Source organism: Varibaculum sp. GTC20041 (assembly GCF_055387755.1).
In genome coordinates this window covers 1,644,238-1,665,595 of sequence record NZ_AP041144.1, presented here as the reverse complement: position 1 = coordinate 1,665,595, position 21,358 = coordinate 1,644,238, and the positions used below count along the sequence as shown (strand labels likewise).

40 protein-coding genes, 1 tRNA gene and 1 other RNA gene are annotated in these 21,358 nt (G+C 54.2%); 8 read left to right on the top strand and 34 right to left on the bottom strand.

Annotation, left to right across the window (positions count from 1 at the left end; genetic code table 11):
• From ACZ5BI_RS07075 to ACZ5BI_RS07060, 4 genes are all read right to left on the bottom strand, one after another.
• Window positions 1-690 (bottom strand): terminase small subunit, encoded by a 690-nt coding sequence (locus tag ACZ5BI_RS07075; protein ID WP_464895995.1) that lies wholly within the window; start codon window positions 688-690, stop codon window positions 1-3.
• 159 nt (window positions 691-849) lie between these two features.
• The gene (locus ACZ5BI_RS07070; protein ID WP_464895994.1) at window positions 850-1,146 is read right to left on the bottom strand and encodes an HNH endonuclease; all 297 of its coding nucleotides are present in this window, start codon (window positions 1,144-1,146) and stop codon (window positions 850-852) included.
• Complete coding sequence (locus ACZ5BI_RS07065) at window positions 1,133-2,143, bottom strand: hypothetical protein (protein ID WP_464895993.1); 1,011 nt, start codon at window positions 2,141-2,143, stop codon at window positions 1,133-1,135. Before ACZ5BI_RS07065 ends, ACZ5BI_RS07070 begins: the two co-directional genes overlap by 14 nt.
• Complete coding sequence (locus ACZ5BI_RS07060) at window positions 2,121-2,753, bottom strand: ParB N-terminal domain-containing protein (protein ID WP_464895992.1); 633 nt, start codon at window positions 2,751-2,753, stop codon at window positions 2,121-2,123. Before ACZ5BI_RS07060 ends, ACZ5BI_RS07065 begins: the two co-directional genes overlap by 23 nt.
• A gap of 328 nt (window positions 2,754-3,081) precedes the next feature.
• Here ACZ5BI_RS07060 and ACZ5BI_RS07055 point away from each other — a divergent pair, with 328 nt between their 5' ends.
• Entirely contained in the window at window positions 3,082-3,270 is a 189-nt protein-coding gene (locus ACZ5BI_RS07055; RefSeq protein WP_464895991.1) for a hypothetical protein, read from the top strand.
• A complete protein-coding gene (locus ACZ5BI_RS07050; RefSeq protein WP_464895990.1) occupies window positions 3,263-3,469 on the top strand; it encodes a helix-turn-helix transcriptional regulator in 207 nt (68 codons plus the stop codon). Before ACZ5BI_RS07055 ends, ACZ5BI_RS07050 begins: the two co-directional genes overlap by 8 nt.
• A gap of 41 nt (window positions 3,470-3,510) precedes the next feature.
• On the opposite strand, the gene ACZ5BI_RS07045 is transcribed toward ACZ5BI_RS07050, so the two are convergent.
• The 28 genes from ACZ5BI_RS07045 to ACZ5BI_RS06910 form a co-directional block, all read right to left on the bottom strand.
• Complete coding sequence (locus ACZ5BI_RS07045) at window positions 3,511-4,263, bottom strand: hypothetical protein (RefSeq protein WP_464895989.1); 753 nt, start codon at window positions 4,261-4,263, stop codon at window positions 3,511-3,513.
• Between the two features lie 12 nt (window positions 4,264-4,275).
• The gene (locus tag ACZ5BI_RS07040) at window positions 4,276-4,551 is read right to left on the bottom strand and encodes a hypothetical protein (RefSeq protein ID WP_464895988.1); all 276 of its coding nucleotides are present in this window, start codon (window positions 4,549-4,551) and stop codon (window positions 4,276-4,278) included.
• Window positions 4,548-5,075 carry a hypothetical protein gene (locus ACZ5BI_RS07035; RefSeq protein WP_464895987.1) on the bottom strand — a complete coding sequence of 176 codons (528 nt, stop codon included), beginning with the start codon at window positions 5,073-5,075 and terminating at the stop codon, window positions 4,548-4,550. The genes ACZ5BI_RS07040 and ACZ5BI_RS07035 overlap by 4 nt, the downstream gene beginning before the upstream one ends.
• Window positions 5,072-5,368, bottom strand: a complete 297-nt coding sequence (locus ACZ5BI_RS07030) for a hypothetical protein (protein WP_464895986.1) — start codon at window positions 5,366-5,368, stop codon at window positions 5,072-5,074. The genes ACZ5BI_RS07035 and ACZ5BI_RS07030 overlap by 4 nt, the downstream gene beginning before the upstream one ends.
• Window positions 5,353-5,682 (bottom strand): hypothetical protein, encoded by a 330-nt coding sequence (locus ACZ5BI_RS07025; RefSeq protein WP_464895985.1) that lies wholly within the window; start codon window positions 5,680-5,682, stop codon window positions 5,353-5,355. The genes ACZ5BI_RS07030 and ACZ5BI_RS07025 overlap by 16 nt, the downstream gene beginning before the upstream one ends.
• Window positions 5,679-6,008 (bottom strand): hypothetical protein, encoded by a 330-nt coding sequence (locus tag ACZ5BI_RS07020; protein ID WP_464895984.1) that lies wholly within the window; start codon window positions 6,006-6,008, stop codon window positions 5,679-5,681. The genes ACZ5BI_RS07025 and ACZ5BI_RS07020 overlap by 4 nt, the downstream gene beginning before the upstream one ends.
• Window positions 6,002-6,337, bottom strand: coding sequence for a hypothetical protein (locus ACZ5BI_RS07015; protein WP_464895983.1), 336 nt, complete (start codon window positions 6,335-6,337; stop codon window positions 6,002-6,004). The genes ACZ5BI_RS07020 and ACZ5BI_RS07015 overlap by 7 nt, the downstream gene beginning before the upstream one ends.
• On the bottom strand, window positions 6,324-6,653 hold the full coding sequence (locus ACZ5BI_RS07010) for a hypothetical protein (RefSeq protein ID WP_464895982.1): 330 nt from the start codon (window positions 6,651-6,653) through the stop codon (window positions 6,324-6,326). The genes ACZ5BI_RS07015 and ACZ5BI_RS07010 overlap by 14 nt, the downstream gene beginning before the upstream one ends.
• On the bottom strand, window positions 6,646-6,984 hold the full coding sequence (locus ACZ5BI_RS07005) for a hypothetical protein (RefSeq protein WP_464895981.1): 339 nt from the start codon (window positions 6,982-6,984) through the stop codon (window positions 6,646-6,648). The genes ACZ5BI_RS07010 and ACZ5BI_RS07005 overlap by 8 nt, the downstream gene beginning before the upstream one ends.
• Window positions 6,977-7,258: a hypothetical protein gene (locus ACZ5BI_RS07000; protein ID WP_464895980.1), complete on the bottom strand. Its 282-nt coding sequence runs from the start codon at window positions 7,256-7,258 to the stop codon at window positions 6,977-6,979. Before ACZ5BI_RS07000 ends, ACZ5BI_RS07005 begins: the two co-directional genes overlap by 8 nt.
• A complete protein-coding gene (locus tag ACZ5BI_RS06995) occupies window positions 7,251-7,580 on the bottom strand; it encodes a hypothetical protein (RefSeq protein ID WP_464895979.1) in 330 nt (109 codons plus the stop codon). Before ACZ5BI_RS06995 ends, ACZ5BI_RS07000 begins: the two co-directional genes overlap by 8 nt.
• Window positions 7,573-7,878: a hypothetical protein gene (locus ACZ5BI_RS06990; protein WP_464895978.1), complete on the bottom strand. Its 306-nt coding sequence runs from the start codon at window positions 7,876-7,878 to the stop codon at window positions 7,573-7,575. The genes ACZ5BI_RS06995 and ACZ5BI_RS06990 overlap by 8 nt, the downstream gene beginning before the upstream one ends.
• A 21-nt stretch (window positions 7,879-7,899) precedes the next feature.
• Window positions 7,900-8,394 carry a single-stranded DNA-binding protein gene (locus ACZ5BI_RS06985; RefSeq protein WP_464895977.1) on the bottom strand — a complete coding sequence of 165 codons (495 nt, stop codon included), beginning with the start codon at window positions 8,392-8,394 and terminating at the stop codon, window positions 7,900-7,902.
• Window positions 8,395-8,444: 50 nt separating this feature from the next.
• A complete protein-coding gene (locus ACZ5BI_RS06980; protein ID WP_464895976.1) occupies window positions 8,445-8,768 on the bottom strand; it encodes a hypothetical protein in 324 nt (107 codons plus the stop codon).
• 77 nt (window positions 8,769-8,845) lie between these two features.
• Window positions 8,846-9,271 (bottom strand): hypothetical protein, encoded by a 426-nt coding sequence (locus ACZ5BI_RS06975; protein ID WP_464895975.1) that lies wholly within the window; start codon window positions 9,269-9,271, stop codon window positions 8,846-8,848.
• Window positions 9,272-9,889, bottom strand: a complete 618-nt coding sequence (locus ACZ5BI_RS06970; RefSeq protein ID WP_464895974.1) for a hypothetical protein — start codon at window positions 9,887-9,889, stop codon at window positions 9,272-9,274. It lies immediately after the preceding gene.
• A 150-nt stretch (window positions 9,890-10,039) separates the two neighbouring features.
• Entirely contained in the window at window positions 10,040-10,564 is a 525-nt protein-coding gene (locus tag ACZ5BI_RS06965; protein WP_464895973.1) for a hypothetical protein, read from the bottom strand.
• Complete coding sequence (locus tag ACZ5BI_RS06960) at window positions 10,561-11,517, bottom strand: hypothetical protein (protein ID WP_464895972.1); 957 nt, start codon at window positions 11,515-11,517, stop codon at window positions 10,561-10,563. Before ACZ5BI_RS06960 ends, ACZ5BI_RS06965 begins: the two co-directional genes overlap by 4 nt.
• Window positions 11,462-11,689: a hypothetical protein gene (locus ACZ5BI_RS06955; protein WP_464895971.1), complete on the bottom strand. Its 228-nt coding sequence runs from the start codon at window positions 11,687-11,689 to the stop codon at window positions 11,462-11,464. The genes ACZ5BI_RS06960 and ACZ5BI_RS06955 overlap by 56 nt, the downstream gene beginning before the upstream one ends.
• Entirely contained in the window at window positions 11,676-12,173 is a 498-nt protein-coding gene (locus tag ACZ5BI_RS06950) for a RusA family crossover junction endodeoxyribonuclease (RefSeq protein ID WP_464895970.1), read from the bottom strand. The genes ACZ5BI_RS06955 and ACZ5BI_RS06950 overlap by 14 nt, the downstream gene beginning before the upstream one ends.
• A complete protein-coding gene (locus tag ACZ5BI_RS06945; RefSeq protein ID WP_464895969.1) occupies window positions 12,170-12,352 on the bottom strand; it encodes a hypothetical protein in 183 nt (60 codons plus the stop codon). Before ACZ5BI_RS06945 ends, ACZ5BI_RS06950 begins: the two co-directional genes overlap by 4 nt.
• Before the next feature lie 30 nt (window positions 12,353-12,382).
• On the bottom strand, window positions 12,383-13,240 hold the full coding sequence (locus ACZ5BI_RS06940; RefSeq protein ID WP_464895968.1) for a hypothetical protein: 858 nt from the start codon (window positions 13,238-13,240) through the stop codon (window positions 12,383-12,385).
• A complete protein-coding gene (locus ACZ5BI_RS06935) occupies window positions 13,233-13,754 on the bottom strand; it encodes a hypothetical protein (protein WP_464895967.1) in 522 nt (173 codons plus the stop codon). Before ACZ5BI_RS06935 ends, ACZ5BI_RS06940 begins: the two co-directional genes overlap by 8 nt.
• Window positions 13,747-13,917 carry a hypothetical protein gene (locus ACZ5BI_RS06930; protein WP_464895966.1) on the bottom strand — a complete coding sequence of 57 codons (171 nt, stop codon included), beginning with the start codon at window positions 13,915-13,917 and terminating at the stop codon, window positions 13,747-13,749. Before ACZ5BI_RS06930 ends, ACZ5BI_RS06935 begins: the two co-directional genes overlap by 8 nt.
• A gap of 23 nt (window positions 13,918-13,940) precedes the next feature.
• Window positions 13,941-14,141, bottom strand: coding sequence for a hypothetical protein (locus ACZ5BI_RS06925; protein WP_464895965.1), 201 nt, complete (start codon window positions 14,139-14,141; stop codon window positions 13,941-13,943).
• 13 nt (window positions 14,142-14,154) lie between these two features.
• Window positions 14,155-14,346 carry a helix-turn-helix domain-containing protein gene (locus ACZ5BI_RS06920; RefSeq protein ID WP_238127794.1) on the bottom strand — a complete coding sequence of 64 codons (192 nt, stop codon included), beginning with the start codon at window positions 14,344-14,346 and terminating at the stop codon, window positions 14,155-14,157.
• Complete coding sequence (locus ACZ5BI_RS06915; RefSeq protein WP_464895964.1) at window positions 14,339-14,791, bottom strand: hypothetical protein; 453 nt, start codon at window positions 14,789-14,791, stop codon at window positions 14,339-14,341. The genes ACZ5BI_RS06920 and ACZ5BI_RS06915 overlap by 8 nt, the downstream gene beginning before the upstream one ends.
• Window positions 14,792-14,793: 2 nt before the next feature.
• Complete coding sequence (locus ACZ5BI_RS06910) at window positions 14,794-15,036, bottom strand: hypothetical protein (RefSeq protein WP_464895963.1); 243 nt, start codon at window positions 15,034-15,036, stop codon at window positions 14,794-14,796.
• Between the two features lie 108 nt (window positions 15,037-15,144).
• Here ACZ5BI_RS06910 and ACZ5BI_RS06905 point away from each other — a divergent pair, with 108 nt between their 5' ends.
• From ACZ5BI_RS06905 to ACZ5BI_RS06895, 3 genes are read left to right on the top strand one after another with little or no spacing between them, the layout of a single operon-like run.
• Entirely contained in the window at window positions 15,145-15,507 is a 363-nt protein-coding gene (locus ACZ5BI_RS06905) for a helix-turn-helix domain-containing protein (RefSeq protein ID WP_464895962.1), read from the top strand.
• The gene (locus ACZ5BI_RS06900; protein ID WP_464895961.1) at window positions 15,504-15,929 is read left to right on the top strand and encodes a hypothetical protein; all 426 of its coding nucleotides are present in this window, start codon (window positions 15,504-15,506) and stop codon (window positions 15,927-15,929) included. Before ACZ5BI_RS06905 ends, ACZ5BI_RS06900 begins: the two co-directional genes overlap by 4 nt.
• Before the next feature lie 30 nt (window positions 15,930-15,959).
• A complete protein-coding gene (locus ACZ5BI_RS06895) occupies window positions 15,960-16,268 on the top strand; it encodes a hypothetical protein (RefSeq protein WP_464895960.1) in 309 nt (102 codons plus the stop codon).
• Here ACZ5BI_RS06895 and ACZ5BI_RS06890 read toward each other — a convergent pair.
• Both ACZ5BI_RS06890 and ACZ5BI_RS06885 read right to left on the bottom strand, forming a co-directional pair.
• The gene (locus ACZ5BI_RS06890; protein WP_464895959.1) at window positions 16,263-17,378 is read right to left on the bottom strand and encodes a tyrosine-type recombinase/integrase; all 1,116 of its coding nucleotides are present in this window, start codon (window positions 17,376-17,378) and stop codon (window positions 16,263-16,265) included. The two genes, ACZ5BI_RS06895 and ACZ5BI_RS06890, sit on opposite strands and share 6 nt — an antisense overlap.
• 181 nt (window positions 17,379-17,559) lie before the next feature.
• A tRNA-Ser gene (locus ACZ5BI_RS06885) sits at window positions 17,560-17,647 on the bottom strand.
• 189 nt (window positions 17,648-17,836) lie between these two features.
• On the opposite strand from ACZ5BI_RS06885, the gene ffs reads away from it, so the two are divergent.
• The 3 genes from ffs (at window position 17,837) to recR (ending at window position 21,238) form a co-directional block, all read left to right on the top strand.
• Window positions 17,837-17,932, top strand: an RNA gene (gene ffs / locus ACZ5BI_RS06880) — signal recognition particle sRNA small type.
• A gap of 55 nt (window positions 17,933-17,987) precedes the next feature.
• Window positions 17,988-20,636 carry a DNA polymerase III subunit gamma and tau gene (locus ACZ5BI_RS06875; protein WP_464895958.1) on the top strand — a complete coding sequence of 883 codons (2,649 nt, stop codon included), beginning with the start codon at window positions 17,988-17,990 and terminating at the stop codon, window positions 20,634-20,636.
• 5 nt (window positions 20,637-20,641) lie between these two features.
• Window positions 20,642-21,238: a recombination mediator RecR gene (gene recR / locus ACZ5BI_RS06870; RefSeq protein WP_024058293.1), complete on the top strand. Its 597-nt coding sequence runs from the start codon at window positions 20,642-20,644 to the stop codon at window positions 21,236-21,238.
• Window positions 21,239-21,358 lie beyond the last annotated feature (120 nt).

Below are 21,358 nucleotides of genomic sequence, written 5' to 3'. Positions count from 1 at the left end.
TTAACCCGCCTGCTCGCTATCGCTCTTGACTAGCCGGATACGGTCACGCGACGCCCGCATCTTCCCAAGCGCCGTAGCCTCCGCCGCCTCACCCTTATCCCTAGCATTCGCCGCCGCCTCCAACCGAGCCGCCGGGGTAGCCTGCATATCAGCAAGAATCCCCTTCAAATGCGGCAAAAGATAAAGCGCCTTAGTTACCTCCAGGGAATGCCCCGAGGCGACAACTTGGTCGATCTGAAACGCAATCCGCCGCCCGGAAGAAACCAGCGCGGCATCTTTCCCATCAGCGTCCAGCCCCTCACTAGCACACGCGGCCACAGTCTTATCGAAAGCCTCCACAAGGGGCAAGGTATCATCGCCGGGAACGTTTAGCCCCGCCATCCGGTCTTGCACGTCCAAGAACTGACGCGCCGCCGCCACATCACCCTCAAAAGCCGCCTTTTGCAGCTTCAAAGCCAAGCCACGCAACACCTCAAAATCAATCTTGCGTTGCTGCTCCGAGGTAGGCCGAGCCTTACGAGTAAGAGACGACACCGCCACCTGCCGTGCCTTACGCGGGGAAATCCCTAAATTATTCGCAATCTCGTCAAAGTTAGCGCCCGCGCGTATCATCCCGCGCGCTTTATTCTCTAAAACCTCTTTTTCACGGCGTTTTTCATCCCGCGCGGTGTTATCGGTTTTCGCTGCCATGATTTAGCCTCCAATCGTGGGTTAGCCCTGGTGGGTGCGATAGGGGTCGGTGTTTGCTGGGGGGAGGAACAGCACCACCCGGACAGTGTTACCTGGTCAGGGGGTTTTGTGATGTTATCCCCCTTACCCCTTAGCTTGTGTTTGTGCTGGTCTAGGGGTTTACCAGTTTTGGCTGGTGTGTCCGAGTCCGGGGCGGGGTGCTTTGTTGCCGCGTGCTTGGTTGCATGAGGCGTGGGCGGGGCGGAAGTTGGCGGGGTCTTCTAGCAACTCTGGGTGGGTTGAGACGGGGAGCAGGTGGTCTAGCTGTAGCCTGTCGGGGTCGGTGCTGTTGTATGGGGCGTCGTAGTTGATTGGTTGGCCGCAGATCCAGCAGGGTAGGTTATGTTTTTTTGCGTGGGTTTGGAAGGCTTTGCGTTGTTGTATGTGGCGGCGGGTTGAGCGGTTAGGTTGTTGCATGGTGTCCTCGGATTCTTTTTATAACTTTTTCGCGCATTCTCACGGCTTCGAGTTTGCCCCATAGGTTGAGGGCGTCGGCGACTTGTTTGCGGGTGGTTTCCCATAGCTCGGGGTTGGTGATGGTAAGGGGGTTGCGGATTGCTCCGGTTTTCATTTTGTGGAAGATTCGCCCGCCTCCTGCCCCGTTGGCTGTGCTGCCTATGTAAGTAACGCCGGCGGTTTCGGGGAAGATTTGCTGTAGGTATCTTGCCCGGTCGTGCTGGTAGTTTGAGCGCATCCCGGTTTTAGCTTTTGATTCTTTCCGGTAGTTCAATAGGGGGACTAGGGTCGCTGTCGCTCCGTCTGCTCTTGTCCCGTACTGGTAGGCGTGCGTTATGTCGTCTTCGAATGGCCCGAACCAGGGTGCGCGGTTGTGGTCGATTTGTTCGATGAATAGGGAGTAGGGGAAGCCGGTGCGGGCTAGGATGGGGTTCTTGTTTCCGGCGACGGCTGTTAGTTGTGCACCGCACATTCGGGTGTTGGTGGCGGCGGTTATGTTGGTTAGGGTTTGCGCGTAGAAGACTAGTCCGTTTAGTTGTTTCGCGGTTTCAGCGCCGGCGGCGGTGTCTCTGCTGCCTATAGATAGGCGCTGGATGTTGTCGTCGAGTTGGAGTAGGTAGCGGCAATGGTTTCGCGCGGCTAGGTGGCATGCCCATTCTCGCCCGGGGAATGCTCCGAGGAAGTCCCCGGTTTTTGGTTTGGTGGGTTTCATCCAGTGGGTGGCGGCGTAGTTGTATGCCCATTCGGTGCTGTAGGTTTCGATTGGATACTCGTCTGTCTCATATTGGGGGGCGTCTTTTTCTGACACGACCCACGCAATGTTTTTAATGCCCGCGTCTTTGAGGGGTGCGAGTAGACGGGCGGTGGCGCGTTGTTTTAGTTTTGGTCTTCCCCCGCTGATTATCGCTACTTGGAGGTTTTCGGCGAGATTAATGTTATTCGCGTTTGCGGCGGACATTTAGCACTCCTGGGGTATGTGCGAGGGTGTACTCTATTTCGTCGCGGGTTTCTTCATCTAGGCATTCGATGGTTAGAATGTATTCTTTTTTGATGAGCGCTGCGGCTTCTTCGTCTAGATCCAGGGGCGTGTCTGGTGCGGGCTGAGAACTCGCGGGCGCGGTTTCGTCTTCTAGATCAAGGGGTTCGGGGTCGGGTATGGATTCTAGGACGGTTTCCCAATCTGCCACATCTAAAACATCGTTGAAGTCGTCGAGTTCGTTTATTTGTTGGATTAGTTCGGGGTAGTCCCAGGTGGTGTAGTCGTGGGAGCGGTTGTCGGCGATGCGGTAGGCGTGGGCTTGCTCAGGGGTGAGGTGGGTGGCTTTGATGCATGGCACGGTTTTTAGGCCGAGTTTTTTCGCGGCTAAATAGCGGGTATGTCCCGCTATTATTACCCGGTCATTATCGGTAACTAGGGGCTGCTGCCACCCGAACTCTTGGATGGATTTAGCGACTTGCTCAATGGCTTTTTCGGGTATTTCCCTAGGATTATCCGGGGCGGGCTTTATTAGGTTGATCGAGGTTTCTAGGGCTTTCCCTAACGCGCGGGGAGCGGTGAGTTTATTCATTGGTTTCTTCCTGTGTGGTGAAGTCGTGAGGCTCTCCGGTGTTTTATGTGCCGGTTCTGCTCGTAATACTTGCGTTATGCTGTGTGTATAGTGTATAATAATATATGTAAGCCCCGGTAAGGGGAAAGATAAAACGAAAGGAGAAAGCGGTGTTAGATAGAACTGACCTGGGTAACCTGTTAGCCCTAGCCGGTCTGCTACTTGCCTTGTGGGATCACTTCCATAAAGACGAAAAGTAGCCGGGAAGGTCTGGCGGGGTCGAAATAGAATGTAGCTACTTCGACCCCGCCTAGGTCAGATTCTACCAGCCAACACCGCTAAACGAGCCATGAACCGAAAAAAGTTTAAGGGGAACCTAGGAACCTTGGGGTGCCTTATCGCTATCGGTGGCGCTAACCTAGCCATCACTGACCTACAGGCAGCCACCTGGAAGACGGTAACCATGTGGGTTATTTGGGTTATCGCTATGGGGGTATGTCTCTATGACCTAAACGCTGGAGGTAAAGGCAATGAGTGAGACTTTTTTAGCGTTGCGTGATGTGGCGCGTCTAATCGGTGTTACTAAGGGGACGGCGGCATCTTATAAAGCTAAAGGGATGCTGCCCGAGCCTGATGTGGCGATTGGTCTTGACGACCGGGCGGTAGCTGGGTGGCGTAAGGAAGCAATCGTTAAATGGAATGAAGGACGCCCCGGGAAAGGTAACCACGGTCAATAAATAGAGTTTTTGGGTGCGCGAAATACGCCCACTGCCTGACATTATAGCAGATTTTCCCTAATCTGGGACGCCTGATACAAGTTTCGCCCCTTATTATTTTTCCTAACTTCGATTTGTCCCCGGTGTGCCCATTGCCAGAGCCGGTCGGGGGTTAGTCCGGGGAATGCTGCAAGGGCGTGGGCGGTGTCTATCCATTGGTCGGAGCGCGCGATTTTTTGTCGGGTCGCAGTGTAGAGATCGGCGGGTTTCCAGGCGATGCGGCAGGTTTTGCAGGTGTATTTTTCGTCCCAGCCTTTCACCCCGTATTTCAAAAAGGTTGGGTTGCCGCATTTGGGGCATGTGTAGGATTTGGCGGCTGGTTCAACATTCCGCCGGATTCGCTTCCAGATTGTGCCGATTTCTTCTAGTAGTAGCGGCAGATCATCATGCTTGAGGTAAAGCATTTCATCAATGGCGGCATGCAACGTGTCCCAGGTGTCGGCGGGGTCTAGTTGGAGGGTTTCGGTTAGGGTTGCTGCCCAATCGTCGAGGGTGGCGCGCATGGCGTCCCAGGTTTTAGCGCCGTCTGCCCCGTCTTGTGGCTCGTCGAGCCAGCGTTCGGCGTGGAATGGTAGGGCGTAGAGTCTAGAGTTTTTGCCGTGCCTGCCTATGTCGGCGTTTAGGGTCATGGTGGCTAGCTCGGTGATGGTTAAATATTTGCCGTCCCATTCCTGGATTCTGTCGAGGTAGTCGTGTGCCTGGGCGGGGCTAATCGTATTATCTTCTTCTTGACTGTTGGCGGGGGTGGTGCTCATGGCTTGATCCTCCTAGGCGGCGGTTTCTTGTCTGTATTGTTTTAGGGGATACCCGGCGTAGGGCATGCCGTAGTTTAGGCGCATGTATCGGTCTGTGGTGCCTCGCGCGTTTTCTTCCCCTAAGCGCCGGCATTCAGCTTTGACGGGGCAAGCCTCGCATAGGGTGTGTATGCGTTTTTGTACATACGGGTTGTCCCATGTGGAAGGGTGGTCTGCTAGTAGGTCGATTAAGGCTCTGCCAGCGGGGGTGGCGCATTTAGCGTCTAGCGCCCATGTTTTAGCGGTCATTTTTTGTCTTTCTTTTGGGCTTCGTATGCGGCGGCTAGGCGGGCTAGTTGTTCGACTTTCTCCGCATATAGTGTCAGCTCAGAACCTATAGTTTCATCGAGGTTGACCGCTGCTTTTAGCTCGTCGCAGGCTTCGCGATAGTCCACCAAATAAGGGGAATCGTAGCCGTCCATCCGCCAAGTCTCGACTAGCTTTTCTGGGTCAGCGCATTGCAGCATGTCAATCGTGTAGTTGTACCATTGGCGGGTCAGCTCGGCGACGGCTTCGGTATAGCTTAGAGCGTTCTCGAAGTCGGCTTTTATGTAGTCGTATTCGCCGGACTTCGAGATGATCCTGGATATAGCGTTGCCGGTTAGTGTCGAGATGAGATTACCTAATAGGCAGGCTAGTAGCCCAATTTCGTGGACGTGACGGCTATAGTAGCGGGTGGTGTCTTTGTCGTATCGGGCTTCTAGAATCCAGCCGATTTCAGCGGTTTTTTCGGCGGCGGTTTTAAGAAATTTTAGGGTATCTACAAGGATCATTTTTGCCCCTCTTTTGCTGCGTTGATTGTGGCTTGCTCAATCGTGATGCCGGGGTGGGTTTGGTATTCGGCAAGCGCTCGGGCTGGTAGGTCTGGGTTGTCCCAGTCGCACGACAAGCGCGAGCCGGTATCGTGTAGGATCCGGCACCAGGTCTCGGAAGTGACCGAGGCGGGGCGGCTTACCGGGTCACAGGTGGGCGCGGTTAGGGTCGCTAGACCGATGATGATTAGCGCCGCTACTGTGAGGATTAACAGGATTTTTGCCCATATGGGTGGGTCTAGCGGGTCTCGCATTGATTCCCCTCTTTCTCTAGCGTCTTTAGCTGGGTTAAATCCTGGTCGAGTTTTAGGGTATTTTCGTGGGTTAGCGCCGCGTGAGTTTTCAGCCTGTGGGTATGGCCGAGCATTTCTTTTACCTGGTCGGCTAGCTCTGTAGCTGGTACAAGGGCGGCGGTGGAATCTTGCAGTGCCGTCTTGATAATCGCTTGCCGCTCATCCGTATTTTCCAAGGCTTCCATAAGGATTAAGAGCTGGAGCCGGATCGCGGTAATGCACCGCTCAGCATCATCTTTAAGGTTTTCGCGGGTTTCTTCTTCCCAAGCGCTCATTTTCGATTTCTCCTCTTTTTCTCTTTGGCTTTGGTCATTTTTAGAATCCCGACAGGCGTCCCCGCCCTATACAGGTCGATTACTCGCTCGGCGGCGGTAACTTGCACGCTAGAGGCTAGGAAAGTGAGCCAATCTAAGCTCTCCTGTATCTCCGGAAGCCATTCCATGAGTCTCTTGTCGCTGGATTCAAAAACCTGCCGATTGAAGTTCTGGCATGCCCGGGCGTAGTCGTAGACTATGGCGTTTAGCTCTGTCGTGGATTGAGCAAGATATTTGGCTGCGTCTCTCAGATTCGCGACGGCTCTTTTTTGGGTATTGTCTAACATTCCCCGCCCTCCTTTTGGTTATGCCGGTTTTTAGCGCGTGTAGCGAGTTTTCCGAGGGTTATCCGAATGTCCCAGATTCGCCCGATAAATTCAGCGGAGTCTTTTTGTGCCTCCACCGCTAGACTGCATACATAGTCGAGCCGCTCGTTTATGCTCGGGATTTTCTCAATTAGTCGCTCATCTGTGAGGCCGTCTAGCCAATGATTGAAGTCTTGCCCGGCGATCTGTAGTTGCCTCGCCGCGCGGTCTGTGTCGCCTCCGGGGAACGCTAATCGCTCAGATTGTGCGCGGGCTTTATGCGTGAGTTGCCGGTCTTTATTCCTCAGCATTTCCGGCCTCCTCACTATCAGCTAGGGCGCGGGCGGTTTTGATGAGATTTTTAGTCGTGGTGATTTGCTTACCTAGCTGGCTGGCTATGGTCTCTAGATTGCCCGCTAAAATAATCGATTTATCAATTTGCTCGTCTATGAGTATCGGGAATTTTATTAAGAATTCAGGGGTGGCAGCTTGTAAATATCCCTCGGTCTTTCCCAGCGTGTACCCGAGTTTTTTTGCGAGTTCTTGTGCGTAATCGACAGCGTTCCCAAGACCCATTGCGGTGGTCTGGATGTCTAGCATGGTGTCCATGTATTCTTGGCTAACCATTTTTAGCCTTCTCCTTCTTGTCTAGTTCTGTGAGTAGGTACCTAATATCGAGCACAGATTTAGGGATTCTTGCTATTTCGACTTGTGCCTGCGCGGACAGGTCGTTCATCCAGTTGAGCGCATTTTCTATGTCATCCGTGTCGGTAAAAATCGAATCGTAAGTACCGTCTTTTCCCGCGTAGGGGGTGCAGGTCTCCATAGCGGTGTGTACATTTTCCAGAGCAAGGCTTAGCAGGTGTTGCGCGGTTTGGATAGCCCCGGCGGTATAGGTGAGCGTATGCCATATGCGGTCTTGCGGGGTATCCATGCGAGAGCCTCGTTTTTTACTCATCTTCTACCACCTCTCCGTCTAGTAGCGTTCTGAGCTGGTATGACAGGTATCGGATTCGGTCGGAGGTGTCGGCGGTGAGGCTTGCCGCTGCTCCTGCCTTGCTCACAAGTCCTTTTAGCCTGTAACGGGTTTTAGATGCCGGGTTGTCGAAGTAATCCTCAATTTCCCTACTAGCGGCGGATAGCTGTAGCGTGATTTGATAGTGCTTGTAAATGTTTATGATGAGTTGCCTAGCTGTCGCGATTATCTCTTTATTATTTTCGGGTCTAGTCATTTTCGCCCTCTTCTTTCTTACGGTTTTCCTTTAGCCAGATCGCGGCAAATCTTTTGATTCTTTTTTCTAGCCCTTCCAGGTATGCGGCGTTAATGTCTTGGATCATGCGTTGCCCGGTAAATATCGCTTTGAGGTCGTCAATGATGGCTTCTAGGTTTTCGCGGGTGGGGTTTTTGAGTTTTTCCTGTAGCTCTCGCAAAGTTTGGGATGCTTGCAGCGCGAAATTGCTCACCCCGTCGTCCCAATATTCAAGCTTCTGGGAGATTATTTGAGCCTCAGTTTCGGAGATAATCCGGGTAGGGGTCTCAGGCGTGTTAGTCATTTTGGGTCTCTTTTCTTATTTGGTCTAGTGCGCCTCGGATTAGCCGCGTGTAACGGTGTATCTCTGAAAGGTCGGCGGCGGCGGAATCGGCGTAGTTCTCTATCACCTGGATTTTTTGCTCAAACCGTGACGGGTCATCGGTAATGAGTTTTTGTCTGGTGAGCGGTGTCAGGTGACCGAGTGCGTCTGGTATGAGAAATAAAAGGTTTGAGCAGGTGTCTTGTGCCGCGCCCGCGTCGCATTGGATAGCGAGCAGGCATGACCAGATGCGTTCTAGGGGCGGTTTATCGGTAATCATTTTCCGGTTTCCTTTGGTGGTTTAGAAGGGGGGAGTGTTGTCAACGTTTCCCCATGCGTCGGTTTGGGGTTGATCCGCTGGGGCTTGCTGTGTAACTTGTTTGGGTTGTTGCGCCCATGGGTTATCGGTAGGCGCGCCCCATTGCCCCTGCCCGCTGCCGGCGGGTTGGGCGGGTTGGTTCTTGGGTGGTCTGATCCGTATTGCCGGTTTTAGCACCCGGTAGGTGATTCCGGCGCGTCCGTCTTGGGTGCTCCAGGGGTCTAGTTTTAGCCCGGTTCCGTGGAATTCGATGGTTTGCCCGCGTTTGGCTGCGGTGGCGTAGTGTTCGGCTTCTTCTCCCCAGAATGTTAGGGAGAGCCATAGGGGTGCGCCGTCGTCCTCCCATTCGCCGTTTTGGTTTTGGCGGGATGCGGTTGCGCCTAACGAGTATTCGCAGACCGCTATCCCGTTGTTGGTGTATCTGAGCTTCGGGTCTGATCCCAGGTTTCCGGTGCCGGAAATATGTTTGATTGCCATTATTTTTTCTCCTTGATTTGTGTGTTGTGGTTTTCCATGCCATGCCCTGCCTAGCCCGTCCCTGCTATGCCGCGCCCAACCTCGCCTGCCACGCCATGCCGGGTCCAGCCCGAACGAGCCAGACCTTGCCTCGCCCCACCATGCCTGCCGTGCCAAACCAAAACTTGACTTGCCTTGCCCAGACCGCGCCTGCCAAGCCGCGCCACGCCTAGCCTCGCCTCGCCGTTCCTAGACGTGCCTCGCCATGCCTCGCCTGCCTTGCCTTGCCATACCAATCCCAGCCACACCTGACCCCGCCTTACCCCGCCGTGCCTGCCTAATCGTGCCTCGCCCTGCCTCGCCTGACCTTGCCGCGCCGGGTCGCACCGTGCCATGCCTGCCAAGCCACACCTTGCCGCGCCTAACCGAGCCAGACCCGGACACGCCTCGCCTGCCTTGGCAGGCTTATCGTTTAGGCGGCGAATACCTCGGTGGATAGTTCCAGTAGATTGACTAGGTGGGAATATCGGGCGCGTGTGCCCTCCATTTCACTGCGAGCATCCGCCAGTGCTTTCTCTCTTAGAAAATCGTTTCTTGTCACCTCCTCGACCGGGTAATATTGCCGCTTACCCTCGCTATTAGTCCCGGTAGGGATAAACGCGGGAGTGTAGACCACCTGCGCGGCTTTTTTCGGGGTGTATTCGATCCGCACGGTGGCGATTAGCTTTCCGGCTTCGATTAGCCGGTATCTTTCGGCGGCGCGTGAATCGTCCCAGGTAAAGTAGTCGTGTAGAGGTGAGGATTTCGCGCGGGCTTCTCTTACTACCGCTTCGCAGGTGAGTACCCCGTCGCGCGAATGCAACGCCCGCAACTCTTTCTCAATCGTCGCGTTTACCATTTATTGCTCCTTGATGATCTTGATGTCGCCCGGTACAACCTCGTAAGTGCCGTACAGTCCGTTTTTCTCGGGTCGCCATTCTCCGACTCCTACGGTTTTGCCCCCGAAGTTGATTAGCGCGATTAGGGAATCTAGGGACAGCAGGTTAGGGAAGAAGTCAATCACTAGGGTTGCTTCCCATTCGTCGAACTGTGGGCGGTAGCGTAGATCGCTGCCTGCGCGTGATAGGCGCACAGTGTCCTCCCGCATGTGCGGTTCGCCCTTGATTTCCGCTAGTTCTTGGTCGCAGATCGTAGAGTATTCGCCCTTAAAGCTCATGAGTTGTCGGAGTTCGGTCATGACTTGTCCCATGAGTTTTCCGCCGCGTACGGTTGCGGCTTTGAATGCCATCACCGGGAAGCCGTAGCGGGTTTCGTCTAGCTGGTAGATCGCGGCGCGATACTCTGCCTCAGGGTCTTTTAACTCTTTCCCCTTTTTCTTGCCCTGCATATTGTCGAGCATTTGTTTTTTAGCTTTCTCGCTCCATTTATGCATAATCAGCGGGCTTAATCCCTTGATTGGAATAACAGCCGTTTGGGTGGTCATTTGTGGGATTTCAATTGCGGTCATTTCTGTCATTTTAATCTTCCTTTATTTTGTGGGTTTTATTTAGATTTATTTAATTGTTTTCCCGCGTATTCTTAGCGGTGCTAGTTGGTCTGGTGGGTTGTCGCCTCTTGTCTGCCAGGTTGCCTGTGTGCCGTTTTGGCGGGTTTAAAATCGTCTACCCTATAAGGGGGTGGGGATAGCGGGTTTTAGGCTGTTCTGTGCGCCGTAGTTTTGCTCTGGCGGGGTGCTGGGGGTTGAGGGCGCAGTAACTTTTAGAGCCTGCCTAGCTTGCTTGAGTGCTTCGCGTTCCGCGGTCTCCACCGGTAGCGCTTTCACCGCGATCAAGAACCGGCGGGTTTTTTCCCAGGTCACATAGGCGTTAGGGTCATCGGGTGGGTTGATCCGCGAGTTCTCCGGGTTGGCATTTTCCACGGCGTTTAACCGTTCCGCCTGGATTTTTCGGATTTCGCGGGCTAACGCTTCGGGGCTGATCCTCGGGGCGTATTCCCGCGAGTTTTGCCAGGTCACAACTAGGTTTCGGGTCGCGGCTTCAATATCGGGTTTAAGCGCCTCTCTAACGCCCGCCCCGGCGTGCGTGTTCAGGTAATCCGCCCAGATCAACGCCTGATTCTCGCCTTTGACGTTGAGCACGCCGCACCCGGCAAGATAGCCGATAATCTCAGCGGCTAGAGTTTTTGTAATCATGCCGCGTCACCGCCTGTTGATGCTGGTAGCGTGAAGATTTCCGCGCTATCGCTTGCGGCTTGATCTGCTAGGTCTGAGGCTGCCGCGACTTGGAACATGCGCTCGAGCTGGTCTTCTTGGTTCCGGTATCGGGGGCTAGGATTTTCCGGCTTCGTATAGTCGGAGCGTAGCCAGTTTCTAAACCCCGCGTCCCAGTCCCGATAGGCTTTCCCGTGTGCTCTCGCGTAATCCCTGAACTTTTCCGCTTGGGCTTCTAGATCAATCCCGCGTTCTAAAGCGATCCGGGCGTGTGTCGGGTTGGGTTTCCAATCAGCAGGGAGGGGGACAGCGCGCTTGCGGGTCTTAGCGGGGAGCGGCTCGGTTTCTTTTTTATATATTTTTTCTTTAGATATATCTATATCTTTATCTTTATCTGCATTGCGTAAAGCATTGCTTGCAGCATTGCCTAGCGCATTGCTTGTAGTAATGCTTTGCGCATTGCTTGAAGCATTACTTGCAGTATCGTTTTTCTTGCCCCATCTAGCCCGCGCCATCTTCCGCCCATGCTCTTGACGTGCTAGAACATCCTTTTTTGCCTCCTGGTAATCAAGATAATCGGTAATCTTAAAACCGTCCTCGGTTTTAGTTAGGGTCGGCTTAGTCGGGTCATTGGTGCATAGCTCATCAAGTAGCGCGTCTGCGATTTCCTCAAAATCAAGCATTGCTTTAGGCATTGCTTCAAGCATTGCTTCGCGCATTGCTTTAGGTAATGCTTTAAGCATTGCTGTATGCATTGCTATAGGCATAGCTAAAGCATTAGCGGAAGCCCTAGAGATTGCCCCGTCCGTCAAAAATCTTGAGCAGTAGCAAAGCAGTTCCGCGAAAAGCCACCGCGCCGGAATCGAAACGACCAACATTTTAGGGTGCTGAGGTAAATCTTGGGATATTTTGATCCACCGTTTCGGCTCGCTCATTTCTTTTTCCTCCTCCCATTTCTTCCAAAACTTTTAGAAAATCAGTCGATATTTTGCAGAATTCCGGATTAGGATCCGGAATTAAAAGCCCATTTTCAATAAGTGCTTTCAATATTTCTTTAATATCTTTCCGGGCTTCTTCATCAAGATCATTAACATTAAAAACCCCCATTACTGCCGCCTGGGAATCTATAAACCGCACACTCGAGCCGCGGCCCGTCTTTATCCCCGACCCGCCGGGATTTCGCGTAATCCTTTTGCACCCTCGACCCGATAACCCTCGAATCATCGAAAAGGAAACGCCTACCCTTGCGGGGTGCTAAAGCGTCTTGCACAGCACGCAATAGCTTGTCCTGGTCGGGCTTCACGGCGGGATATAGGAAGCGGGGGCGCATCGGCTTTTTCAAATAAAACCGCGCCGAGATCAAAACCGGCTCATCTAGACCTGTCCCATCATCTGGCAGAATCCAGCGGTGGGCGTGAGCCTGTAAAAACGCTTCTTGCAGAATCCGGTGACGCCAAAGCACCAGGGCATCATTTTTCACGTGATACAAGCTGCCGGTACGCCGGTTGACTTTCATTGATCCCTGCGAGACTGGTTCACCTAGCACCGTGAAAGCTATACCGTCCAGTGCCGTCCAATTAATCCATTTCATGACGCGCGCTCTCTCTCGGCTTTCCACTCCGCCTCGGTCTTAGCGGTCTTTAGTACTTCGATACCGGCGGGGGTGATCTCATAGCGGCGACATGCCCGCCCCGTGCTAGAAACCCCGTTCCTGTCGGTGACTTTTATCCACCCGTGCCGGGTAGCCTCTGCACGCCTTTTTCTTGCCACATTTAGCGCAATTAATCTGGATAGTCCTGCTCATTCTTCGACCACCTCCACATCAAGCGGTGGCGGCTCGTCTACAGGGGGTTCTTCCTGTGCCTGCTGGAGTCTCTCGTTAATATGCCGTGCCAGCGCCTTACCCTCCTCAACGGTCATTTCATAGAGCTTTGAAGTGCGTCCCTTTGTGTAGTAGCGAATACCCTCGGCTGCTTTCACGGTGGTTAATCCTAGGTCTGCGAATCCGCCTTGTATGCCGTCTATCTGTGCCTGATTTAGCAAGTCGGGTTTAGGGGCTGTGGGGTGCGGTTGCGGGGCTTGAGACTGCACGGGGACAGGCGCAGGGGCGTTATGGGCGGGTTCGCCCGTGTCCGGGTCAGTGTCAGGCAGCCAGTTATTATCAAGTTCTTCCGGCGTATAGATAAATCCGTAAAGCGCGTCATTAGCCCATGCCCTAGCGGCTTCACTAATCGCCCTCGCCCTGAGCATTGCGGCGGGGTATTTCTGCCATGACGGGTTACCCAATAGCCCGGCGCGTTTCGCGCGTTCCATATCCCAACGCACAGGCTTAGGAATATAGTCAGGATCATCAGCACGGATAACGGTCGCTTGCGCGTAAGTATCGTCACCTTCAACCCGTAGCCGATGCCCTGCACGCCGCACTAATGCCGCTATCAGGTCAGCAGATAACGCGGGTTTACCCTTAATAACGTTTATCTGGTTCATGGCCTGGATCGGGGCGATACCTAGCGCCCGCCCCTGCTCAAGCGCTACTAGAACGTTCTCAGGGTGGTTCTGGTAAGCCACAGGCAGCAGGTTTGAAACCGCCATAGCTTTCGCGTAATTGATCTGCTGGTCTAGCGGCTGGGAATAGACCGAAAGCTCCTGACTACTCATTTTCGCTCACCGCCTCCAGCAACCCCGATATGCCGCCCCTTGCGGTTGCATCCTCAAGCAAGTTCTCTGCCTGCTCATAAGACTGACGCACAGTAAGGGTGGATCGCGCGGGGGGCGCTTCCTCCACACCATCCGGGATTTCCCCGGCGTGCTTTTCCATGTAGCCCTCAAGAAAATCCGGGTCATTCATGCGGGAAGATTTCTTAATAGTGGTCTCTACGTGCAAATAAGCGATTTCAGGATCATGCTCGCTAATCCATTTCGCGAAAGCCACCGGGTCTTTAACCTTGTACCGCCCGCCTTTAGGCTTAGAGCGCACTAGGACAGCGATTTCTTTCTCACCGTCTACGCCGCGCGCATAAAGACGGTCGCCCGGCTTCAAAGCGTCCTCAATCAAGGCACGGGCGGGGGTTTCAATCTTTTTAACCTGGTCTTTCACCAGCTTGCACACTGCGAGCTGCCGCGCCGCGTCCTGGGTAGTTACAGGCTTCGGGAAATTGTTTCGGCTAGTCATTTTTGATTGCCTCCTTAACGGTCGGAGTGTGCACGTCTTTTAGGTGTCGTGGTGGGTTTTGCTTTAGCCGGATCCGCTCTTGGATTGCTAGGACTGCCAGCGCTATCGCGAAAGCGAACGTGATAATCGCTAAAATCTTGAGCGTTATACAGATGATTGACATCGTGGGTTTTTCCTTTCGTGGGTTCATTTCGTGGGAGTGAAAAGCAGTACCGTGCCGATTAGGTAAGCGCTTACCATGCCCCAAAACGCGGCGGCAGCAGTTACGGTTTCGGTCTCTGCCACGGGGGCGAAGAAGAACGCGGTATACATCGCGGCGGCGGTCAGTATGAGCGCTAATCCTGCACGGCGCGCCCAAAACACTGCGGGCGGGGTTTCATGCTTCATTGCGGGTTTTCCTTTAGGTAGTGGGTCGCTTGGTAAAAGTTGGAAGTTTTTCAAGGTCTTTAATCCAAATCCGTGATGACCGCCCTAAATAGCGCTTCTGGATTATCCCGGCTTGCGCCAGCCGGTCAATCGTGCGCGGGGAAAGTTTCGCGGCTTTCGCGGCTTCATCACGGGTCAATAACTCACAAAGCGGGATTCTAGCCAAGGGGAAACCTCCCCGGCTTAGCCGGTGCGTTAAGCACCTCAATCCCGGCTTTCGCAAGCACGGCGGGGAGTTCCCAGAGCGCTATTTTTTTGCACCCAGTCGCGGCGATCTTCTCGTCCCACTCTCCCGAATCTGTAAAGCCTTTCAGGTCAAGCCGGGCGTCTTTAATATCCCAGTGGCAATTGATGTAATTGGCTGCGGAAGTCCAAAAATATGCCCATTGCACGCCGTGGAATTGTCCGCGCGATACCGGGGAAGCGCACCATTTTTGTGCGTCCTCGATAGTGGCGGCGAATCTTATCCCGGATGAGTTGCCTTTTTCGCTGGCTGTATATAGGAACGCGAGATTGCCTAAAGCGTCCCGGTCTACGCCCGCGAGTTGTTCCCCGCTGTACCCGGTGCTTGCCAGGTCTGTGTCGGCTGTGTCAAATAGAGTGCCCTGCATGACTATGCCGCCTCTTTTGAGTGTTGGAACTGGGGCGGGGTGAAGTATGCGGGGGGACGGTTTAGCGCGGTCGCTATTCGCATTAGCTCGTCCCAGTCGAAATTGCCGACGGGGATAAGGTGACGCTGGAATGTCGTCCACGCAATGCCGGCAGCCTTTGCGACTGCGTGAGAACTTGTGCGTTCTTCTTGGATGGCTGTCTCGATTTGGTGAGCGATCCATTTATTAGGTTCTATGTTGTCCATGTGAACAACTATAAAGGGTTGGAGGCAGTTGTTCAAGTGGACGTCATGTAAGATGGGTCACACCTGTTGTTATCCATTTGGGTAATAAAATAGGGTATAATTGTCCACATGGATATAAAAAAGCGCGGAAAACTTTTTGCGACACTCCTAGCAGCACGACTAAAAGAAGCCGCAGAAGAAAAAGGAATCACTCAAAGGGAACTCGGTAAAGCGACAGGCACAACCGCCAAGCAGATCAATATGTACCTAAACGGGATACGGATTTTGCCTACTGATTTTTATTCCCGCATATGTACCGCCATAGACCGCGACCCCGCCGAAATCGTTAACCGCGCCTATCAAGACCTACTAGACCTAGAAGCAGGCAAGAGACTAGACCCGCACATTATTCCCGTCTGGAAACTCGCAGCTAAGAATCCGGGGTACTCAATCGAGGATCAACTCAAGGGCGAAGCGGATAATCAGCCGTGATCTACCCCGACTGGTGGGAAGAATCGCCGCCCTCCCTAGAATCTTTAAGCGCCTGGTGCGAAAAGCACCAGGTAGATTTATTTATGGATGTAGAAATGCCGGGCGATTGGCAGGGCATCTATATAGACGACCTGCGCGCTATCTACATTAACCGCCGCACCCCCTCCGCGTGGGTGGCACCCGTCCTAGCTCACGAGACTTTTCACGCCGCCGCTAGGCATGATGGACACCAAACCGCCCCGGTAGAAGCCCGCATTGACGAAGCCGTCGCCGCCGCAATTATCAACCCCGCTGACTATGAGTTTTGGGAGTCGCAGTACGGGTGGTCAACTGGCGGGATCGCGTCAGCTCTAAACTTGCCCCGCTGGGTGATTGAAGCGTACCGCCGCAAACTCGCAAAAACCGTACCGGCTACTATATAGACTGAAACCACCACAGAAAGGAAACCCGCTATGGCGAAAACACCGGAAACCCCCGCCCAAAACTGGCCACGCCCCAACCACCCAAAACTAGCGAAATACTACGACAAAGCCCTACAAGACGGACTAGAAATCCGATACGCCGACGATGAACGGCTCGTGACTTTCAAAAAGCAGCAACGCGGCTGCGGCTGGGTTTTAGTGCTTTTAGCGCTCACGGTTTTATCTCTAGGGCTCGCCCTACTACTAGGACTGGTAGAGCTAGGCAGGGAATCGGGGACTCTCACCACCTATACGGTGACTAAGCGCGGGAAGATCAAGATTAAGAAAAAATATTTATAGCCTGCCCGCGTGCATTCGGTTTACTACCTCGACTAGCCGCTCCCTAGTGGCTCGCTGGTAAATCTGCGACATCGACCAGGTCGAATGCCCTAGAATCGCCTGAATCTCTGCCTCCGTAGCGCCCACGCGCGCAAGCATGGTTGCACAGGTGGCGCGGAGTTGGTGGAAGTTGAAGCCCGGTAACCCCGCCCCGGCTACAGCAGGGTTATAGCTGTTATGCAGCGTTTTATTAGATAGGAACGTTCCCGCCCTCGAATACACAATTAAAGCGTCCTGGCTCTTGCCTACATAGGCGGCTAGGTGGTCTTTCAATTTAGCGGCTAGAGGGTCTGAGATAGGCACGTCACGCCGTCCCGTCGCCGTCTTAGGCACACCCTCGACAAGCTTCCCGGTTTCGCCGCGCTTAACCGCGCCCCTCACCATGATCCGCCGCTCTTTTAGATCAATATGCCGCCGGCGTAGCGCCGCTATTTCCCCGTAGCGTAGCCCCGCCCATGCCGCCAAATAAATCATGATAGCGAGCCGTCCCGGCATCGCGCCCGCGATCTGCTTCACCTGTTCATCAGTCGCGACCCGCTCCCTATCCTCATCACGCACCCGCTTTTTAGATGCAGCGCCCTTAATATGTACGGGGGAGACCTCAATAAATTCATTTTCTACCGCCGCGTTCATAAGCGCGGAAAAGCTGCGGTAAGCGTTCCGGCGCGCCCCCGGATGCCCCGGCGCGGTCTTGTAGTACCAGTCTATGACCTCAGGGCGGGTAATAGAATTGAGCGCGCGCGTACCGAAAGCCGGGTACACATAGCGATTCAAAGCCGATTTATAAGACCTGAGTGTATTGGGGGAAGCCCCCGAATCCTTAAGCCGCTTTTGCCATTCTTCCCCCCAATCTTTCACCGTAGGCACACGGCGCGGGGCTGGCTTATCTAGGGTTTCCCCGGCATCAATCTTTAGCGCGGTTTTCGCTAGGAATGCTGCGGCGTCTTTTTTCGCCCTAAAAGTCTTAGTGTGTCTTTTACCTGTCGCCGGGTCTATATAGGACGCCTGGTAAGAATTACCGTTTTCGCGCTTGCGTGTCCTGATATATCCGAATGATCTAGTCCGTCCCATGTCTGCGCCTCCTGAAATGTACCATTAAATGTACCATTAGACGCCCGCGTTTTGTCTTTTTCTGTCTCTCGCTGTCTTTCGATGTCTCAGAATGGCGCAAAGAGTAAATATATTACCACCAGGTAAAACGCCTAGAAAAACAGTAAATGCCCTCACCAGAAATAACTTCCAGTGAGGGCATTGGCGGAGGTAGGGGGATTCGAACCCCCGAGGGCTTGCACCCAACCCGCTTTCCAAGCGAGCGCCATAGGCCACTAGGCGATACCTCCAGGCACAAGTTTGAGTTTACCTAAATGCTCTCGCTAATGTCGATTCTGGAAATGAGGAGTCGAACACAGCCCGGTAATAAGAGTCGACGTTACTTCCGTAGAAACCGCGCCCGCGTCCTCGGAAGTTACCTTCTCGCCTCGGTGCTGACCGCACCGTTTCCAGTTAGCGCCCTCCTAAGCTAAACTGGGGGAGATCCTTCACGCGGCGATATCATTCGAACCTCCCCAGGGCCGGAAGGCAGCAAGGATAAGGGTGCGCTATCGGGTGCGTGAAGGGTCTTTTTTATCGCATTCCTCTCCAGGCACCCCGCTTATCGCTGGGCTTTAGTACAGTAGAGCCGTGAGCATCGCACTTTATCGCCGCTACCGGCCAGACACTTTCCAAGACGTGATTGGGCAAGATCATGTGGTCAAACCGTTAATGGCGGCGCTGCGCTCTGGGCGGATTAGCCACGCGTATCTTTTCTCTGGGCCGCGCGGATGCGGCAAAACCACTTCGGCGCGAATCATGGCGCGCTGTCTGAACTGCGTAGAAGGCCCTACCGACACTCCTTGCGGAAAATGCGAATCCTGTAAAGACTTAGCGACCGGGGGCTCAGGGTCCCTCGATGTAGTAGAAATCGACGCCGCCAGCCACAACGGGGTAGATGACGCGCGAGAACTGCGAGAGCGGGCAGGCTTTGCCCCGGTGCGGGATCGTTTTAAGATTTTTATCCTAGATGAAGCTCATATGGTTACCCAGCAAGGATTTAACGCCCTGCTGAAAATCGTGGAAGAACCCCCCGAACACGTAAAGTTTATTTTTGCGACCACCGAACCTGACAAAGTAATCGGTACTATCCGTTCCCGCACCCACCACTATCCATTCCGCTTGGTGCCGCCGGAAACAATGGAACAATATATGGCAAAGCTCTGCCAGGCCGAAGATATCGAACCTGACTCGGGAGTGCTGCAGCTAGTGATGAGGGCAGGCGCGGGTTCAGTACGCGACTCACTTTCGGTGCTTGACCAGCTGATGGCAGGTGCCGAGGACGGCAAACTAGCGTATGGGACTGCCGCCGCGCTGCTCGGATACACAGACAGTGCGATTTTAGAGCGTTCTGTAGACGCCATTATTGACCGTGACGGAGCCGCCCTATTCGAGGTGATCGCCAAAATGGTGGAGGGCGGGCATGAGCCTCGCCGCTACCTGGAAGATTTACTGCTACATCTTAGGGATCTGCTGGTACTCTCGGTTTCATCCGCTGAGGATACTCAGACGGTACTAGCGGGAACCCCCGCCGATCAATTAGCGGCGATGCAAACCCAAGCGCAGCGTTGGGGAACCGCCGGGATTTCCCACGCCAGCGATCTCACCAATACTGCTTTAACCGAGCTTACGGGAGCTACCGCTCCGCGCCTGCAAGTTGAGCTACTGGCTGCGCGGCTTTTATTGCCCGAACAGAGCCAGGTAGCTGCAGGTGGACACGATTCTGCCTCTTCTGGGTCTTTGAGCGGGGCTGAGGCCGCAATGGCCGCTCTGCATCGTCCGGGACGGAAGCGTCCTCAAAATACCGCAAATGCCCGACCAGATGCCGTGGCTCCTAGAGCCCCTGAAGCTCCTACTGAACCGGCTCCCGCGGCTCCTCGCGCGAACCCGGTTCCGGCGGCTTCCCCTACAGGTGGCGGGGCCCCAGAACTGGCTGCTCCGCGCCCGGAAACTATTGATAATAAACAGTCTGCTCCAGTTATTGGAAAGCAGATTACCCAACCAGAACAGGCTCCCCGCAATGAAGTAGCGGAGCAGGAACTCTCTCCCAAAGAACTGGCGGCTAGCGTTTCCCTGCGCGAGGTGCCGGAAGTAGAAAAAGGGGAACAATACTGGCAGTTACTGGAATCTTGGGGTAGGGTTTCTGCGCGTTTGCGGGACTCTGATCAGCGACTGTGGTCAACTTGCAATCGCCATCTGCAGCTTGGAGGTGCCCAAAACCAGCAAGTTACCTTGTTAGCAGATACTCCGCAGACCGTTGCATACTTGAAGGAACGGCTGGCCCCGATAGAGAAATGCTTACAGGAGGAGCTGTCAGATTCCTGGACAGTGCAGGTACTTCCGGGAAGCGATGATAGCCGTGCGCCCGCTATGAGCGAGGTGCTATCCCGGTTCAAACTAGATGCTTCCTCGCAAGTAGAGAAAACTCTGCCCCAGGAGGCACCCCCGGAAGAAGAGGAATATCCTCCCGAAGACGCGGATCCGGCAGATGGCAGTGAAGAGATTTCCTATCCAGAACCAGTGGGTGGTGAAGCAAACCCTGATCCCGTCCCTAGCACCTCCGCGGACGCCGCAAACGCAATTGCGGAAACTGCAGGTGAGACCCCCAAAGCAGCGGATAAGCCCGGGGATAAACCTGGGCAAGAAAGTGAGCCGGCATCCTCCAATGCTGACTGGATCATCGCTAACCCCAAAGCGTCAGACTCCGTTTCTAAGGAAAACGATCAGGGCGCAGAGGACGCGGCGCATCCGACAATGTCGGAGCCTGTGACACCACTTGCGGCAGCGCCCTCACCGTTCGAGGCGCCAGCGGCAGAAATGGCAGCGCCTCGCCCCGAAACCTCTATTTCGCCGGCACCTGGCAGCGAAAACGCAGTGATGGCGGCGCCCCGTGACTTTGCCGATGAACTAGTCGCTCCCAGAGCAGACCAATCCGCGGCCCCCTTTGAAGCTAGTGGCTCTGCGCCCCTAGCAGCGCCGCGTGAGCAGACTTTCGAGCCGGATATCCCGGCTGCTCCGCGGATGTCGGCTGCATCAAGCGAGGACGATGGAATTGCGTCCCCAGCGCCGGGCGCACCTCCCAGCTATGAAGATGAAGATATCCCCGATCTCTCCGATCCTGATGTTTCGCTCGATGAAAGCGGCGGACGTTGGGGGGTCGAGGTCGCAAAATCTATGCTTGGTGGCAAGATAATTGAGACGGTAGATAATTCTGGCGGCAGCGGGAAAGCGGGTATTTAACTTATATGTATGACGGCGCTTTGCAAGATCTAATCGATGCTTTAGGGCGGCTGCCGGGGATTGGACCAAAATCAGCACAGCGCATCGCGTTCTATGTGCTGTCGCGCCCGAAAGCCGAAGCAGAACTATTGGCGCAGGCCTTAATCGACGCGAAAGAAAAGATCCGTTTTTGCACCAAATGCGGCAATATTGCCCAAGAGGAACTGTGTTCTATCTGTCGCAATCCAAAACGAGACCAGGCGGTTATTTGTGTAGTTGAAGAAGCCAAAGACGTGGGGGCGATTGAACGCACCCGCAGCTATCGCGGTCTATACCATGTGCTCGGAGGGGCAATCGATCCGATAAACGGGATTGGCCCCGAACAGTTGCGTTTGCGGGAGCTGCTAACCCGCCTGTCGGGTGACAGCGTACAAGAGATCATTATTGCCACTAATCCCAATATTGAGGGCGAGGCTACGGCCACCTACCTGACCCGCACCATCTCCCCCCTGGGGTTAAAAGTTACCCGCCTGGCCTCGGGACTACCGGTAGGTGGAGATCTGGAATACGCTGATGAAGTTACTTTAGGGCGTGCCTTGGAGGGAAGGCGTTCGGCCGAATAGAATTTCCGCGAGAAAACGCAAACCGCTTAATGGTGGCAAAAGTCCCAGGAAGAACCCGGGCGGGGTGCCCGATTTTGTGTGTTTGCTTACCTACCAGCAAATTTGAGACGCTAAAGCCGA

Coding starts and splice junctions, on each gene's coding strand:
- ACZ5BI_RS06985 (WP_464895977.1), bottom strand. CDS start 8,394: ATGGCAATCAAACATATTTCCGGCACCGGAAACCTGGGATCAGACCCG.
- ACZ5BI_RS07060 (WP_464895992.1), bottom strand. CDS start 2,753: ATGAATAAACTCACCGCTCCCCGCGCGTTAGGGAAAGCCCTAGAAACC.
- ACZ5BI_RS07035 (WP_464895987.1), bottom strand. CDS start 5,075: ATGATCCTTGTAGATACCCTAAAATTTCTTAAAACCGCCGCCGAAAAA.
- ACZ5BI_RS07045 (WP_464895989.1), bottom strand. CDS start 4,263: ATGAGCACCACCCCCGCCAACAGTCAAGAAGAAGATAATACGATTAGC.
- ACZ5BI_RS07025 (WP_464895985.1), bottom strand. CDS start 5,682: ATGAGCGCTTGGGAAGAAGAAACCCGCGAAAACCTTAAAGATGATGCT.
- ACZ5BI_RS07055 (WP_464895991.1), top strand. CDS start 3,082: ATGAACCGAAAAAAGTTTAAGGGGAACCTAGGAACCTTGGGGTGCCTT.
- ACZ5BI_RS07005 (WP_464895981.1), bottom strand. CDS start 6,984: ATGAGTAAAAAACGAGGCTCTCGCATGGATACCCCGCAAGACCGCATA.
- ACZ5BI_RS06925 (WP_464895965.1), bottom strand. CDS start 14,141: ATGAAGCATGAAACCCCGCCCGCAGTGTTTTGGGCGCGCCGTGCAGGA.
- ACZ5BI_RS07040 (WP_464895988.1), bottom strand. CDS start 4,551: ATGACCGCTAAAACATGGGCGCTAGACGCTAAATGCGCCACCCCCGCT.
- ACZ5BI_RS07075 (WP_464895995.1), bottom strand. CDS start 690: ATGGCAGCGAAAACCGATAACACCGCGCGGGATGAAAAACGCCGTGAA.
- ACZ5BI_RS07010 (WP_464895982.1), bottom strand. CDS start 6,653: ATGGTTAGCCAAGAATACATGGACACCATGCTAGACATCCAGACCACC.
- ACZ5BI_RS07070 (WP_464895994.1), bottom strand. CDS start 1,146: ATGCAACAACCTAACCGCTCAACCCGCCGCCACATACAACAACGCAAA.
- ACZ5BI_RS06980 (WP_464895976.1), bottom strand. CDS start 8,768: ATGGCACGGTGCGACCCGGCGCGGCAAGGTCAGGCGAGGCAGGGCGAG.
- ACZ5BI_RS07065 (WP_464895993.1), bottom strand. CDS start 2,143: ATGTCCGCCGCAAACGCGAATAACATTAATCTCGCCGAAAACCTCCAA.
- ACZ5BI_RS07000 (WP_464895980.1), bottom strand. CDS start 7,258: ATGACTAGACCCGAAAATAATAAAGAGATAATCGCGACAGCTAGGCAA.
- ACZ5BI_RS06935 (WP_464895967.1), bottom strand. CDS start 13,754: ATGACTAGCCGAAACAATTTCCCGAAGCCTGTAACTACCCAGGACGCG.
- ACZ5BI_RS06990 (WP_464895978.1), bottom strand. CDS start 7,878: ATGATTACCGATAAACCGCCCCTAGAACGCATCTGGTCATGCCTGCTC.
- ACZ5BI_RS06950 (WP_464895970.1), bottom strand. CDS start 12,173: ATGAAATGGATTAATTGGACGGCACTGGACGGTATAGCTTTCACGGTG.
- ACZ5BI_RS06965 (WP_464895973.1), bottom strand. CDS start 10,564: ATGATTACAAAAACTCTAGCCGCTGAGATTATCGGCTATCTTGCCGGG.
- ACZ5BI_RS06940 (WP_464895968.1), bottom strand. CDS start 13,240: ATGAGTAGTCAGGAGCTTTCGGTCTATTCCCAGCCGCTAGACCAGCAG.
- ACZ5BI_RS06995 (WP_464895979.1), bottom strand. CDS start 7,580: ATGACTAACACGCCTGAGACCCCTACCCGGATTATCTCCGAAACTGAG.
- ACZ5BI_RS06975 (WP_464895975.1), bottom strand. CDS start 9,271: ATGGTAAACGCGACGATTGAGAAAGAGTTGCGGGCGTTGCATTCGCGC.
- ACZ5BI_RS07015 (WP_464895983.1), bottom strand. CDS start 6,337: ATGCTGAGGAATAAAGACCGGCAACTCACGCATAAAGCCCGCGCACAA.
- ACZ5BI_RS06915 (WP_464895964.1), bottom strand. CDS start 14,791: ATGCAGGGCACTCTATTTGACACAGCCGACACAGACCTGGCAAGCACC.
- ACZ5BI_RS07020 (WP_464895984.1), bottom strand. CDS start 6,008: ATGTTAGACAATACCCAAAAAAGAGCCGTCGCGAATCTGAGAGACGCA.
- ACZ5BI_RS06895 (WP_464895960.1), top strand. CDS start 15,960: ATGGCGAAAACACCGGAAACCCCCGCCCAAAACTGGCCACGCCCCAAC.
- recR (WP_024058293.1), top strand. CDS start 20,642: ATGTATGACGGCGCTTTGCAAGATCTAATCGATGCTTTAGGGCGGCTG.
- ACZ5BI_RS06960 (WP_464895972.1), bottom strand. CDS start 11,517: ATGAGCGAGCCGAAACGGTGGATCAAAATATCCCAAGATTTACCTCAG.
- ACZ5BI_RS07050 (WP_464895990.1), top strand. CDS start 3,263: ATGAGTGAGACTTTTTTAGCGTTGCGTGATGTGGCGCGTCTAATCGGT.
- ACZ5BI_RS06905 (WP_464895962.1), top strand. CDS start 15,145: ATGGATATAAAAAAGCGCGGAAAACTTTTTGCGACACTCCTAGCAGCA.
- ACZ5BI_RS06910 (WP_464895963.1), bottom strand. CDS start 15,036: ATGGACAACATAGAACCTAATAAATGGATCGCTCACCAAATCGAGACA.
- ACZ5BI_RS06930 (WP_464895966.1), bottom strand. CDS start 13,917: ATGTCAATCATCTGTATAACGCTCAAGATTTTAGCGATTATCACGTTC.
- ACZ5BI_RS06955 (WP_464895971.1), bottom strand. CDS start 11,689: ATGGGGGTTTTTAATGTTAATGATCTTGATGAAGAAGCCCGGAAAGAT.
- ACZ5BI_RS06970 (WP_464895974.1), bottom strand. CDS start 9,889: ATGACAGAAATGACCGCAATTGAAATCCCACAAATGACCACCCAAACG.
- ACZ5BI_RS06890 (WP_464895959.1), bottom strand. CDS start 17,378: ATGGGACGGACTAGATCATTCGGATATATCAGGACACGCAAGCGCGAA.
- ACZ5BI_RS07030 (WP_464895986.1), bottom strand. CDS start 5,368: ATGCGAGACCCGCTAGACCCACCCATATGGGCAAAAATCCTGTTAATC.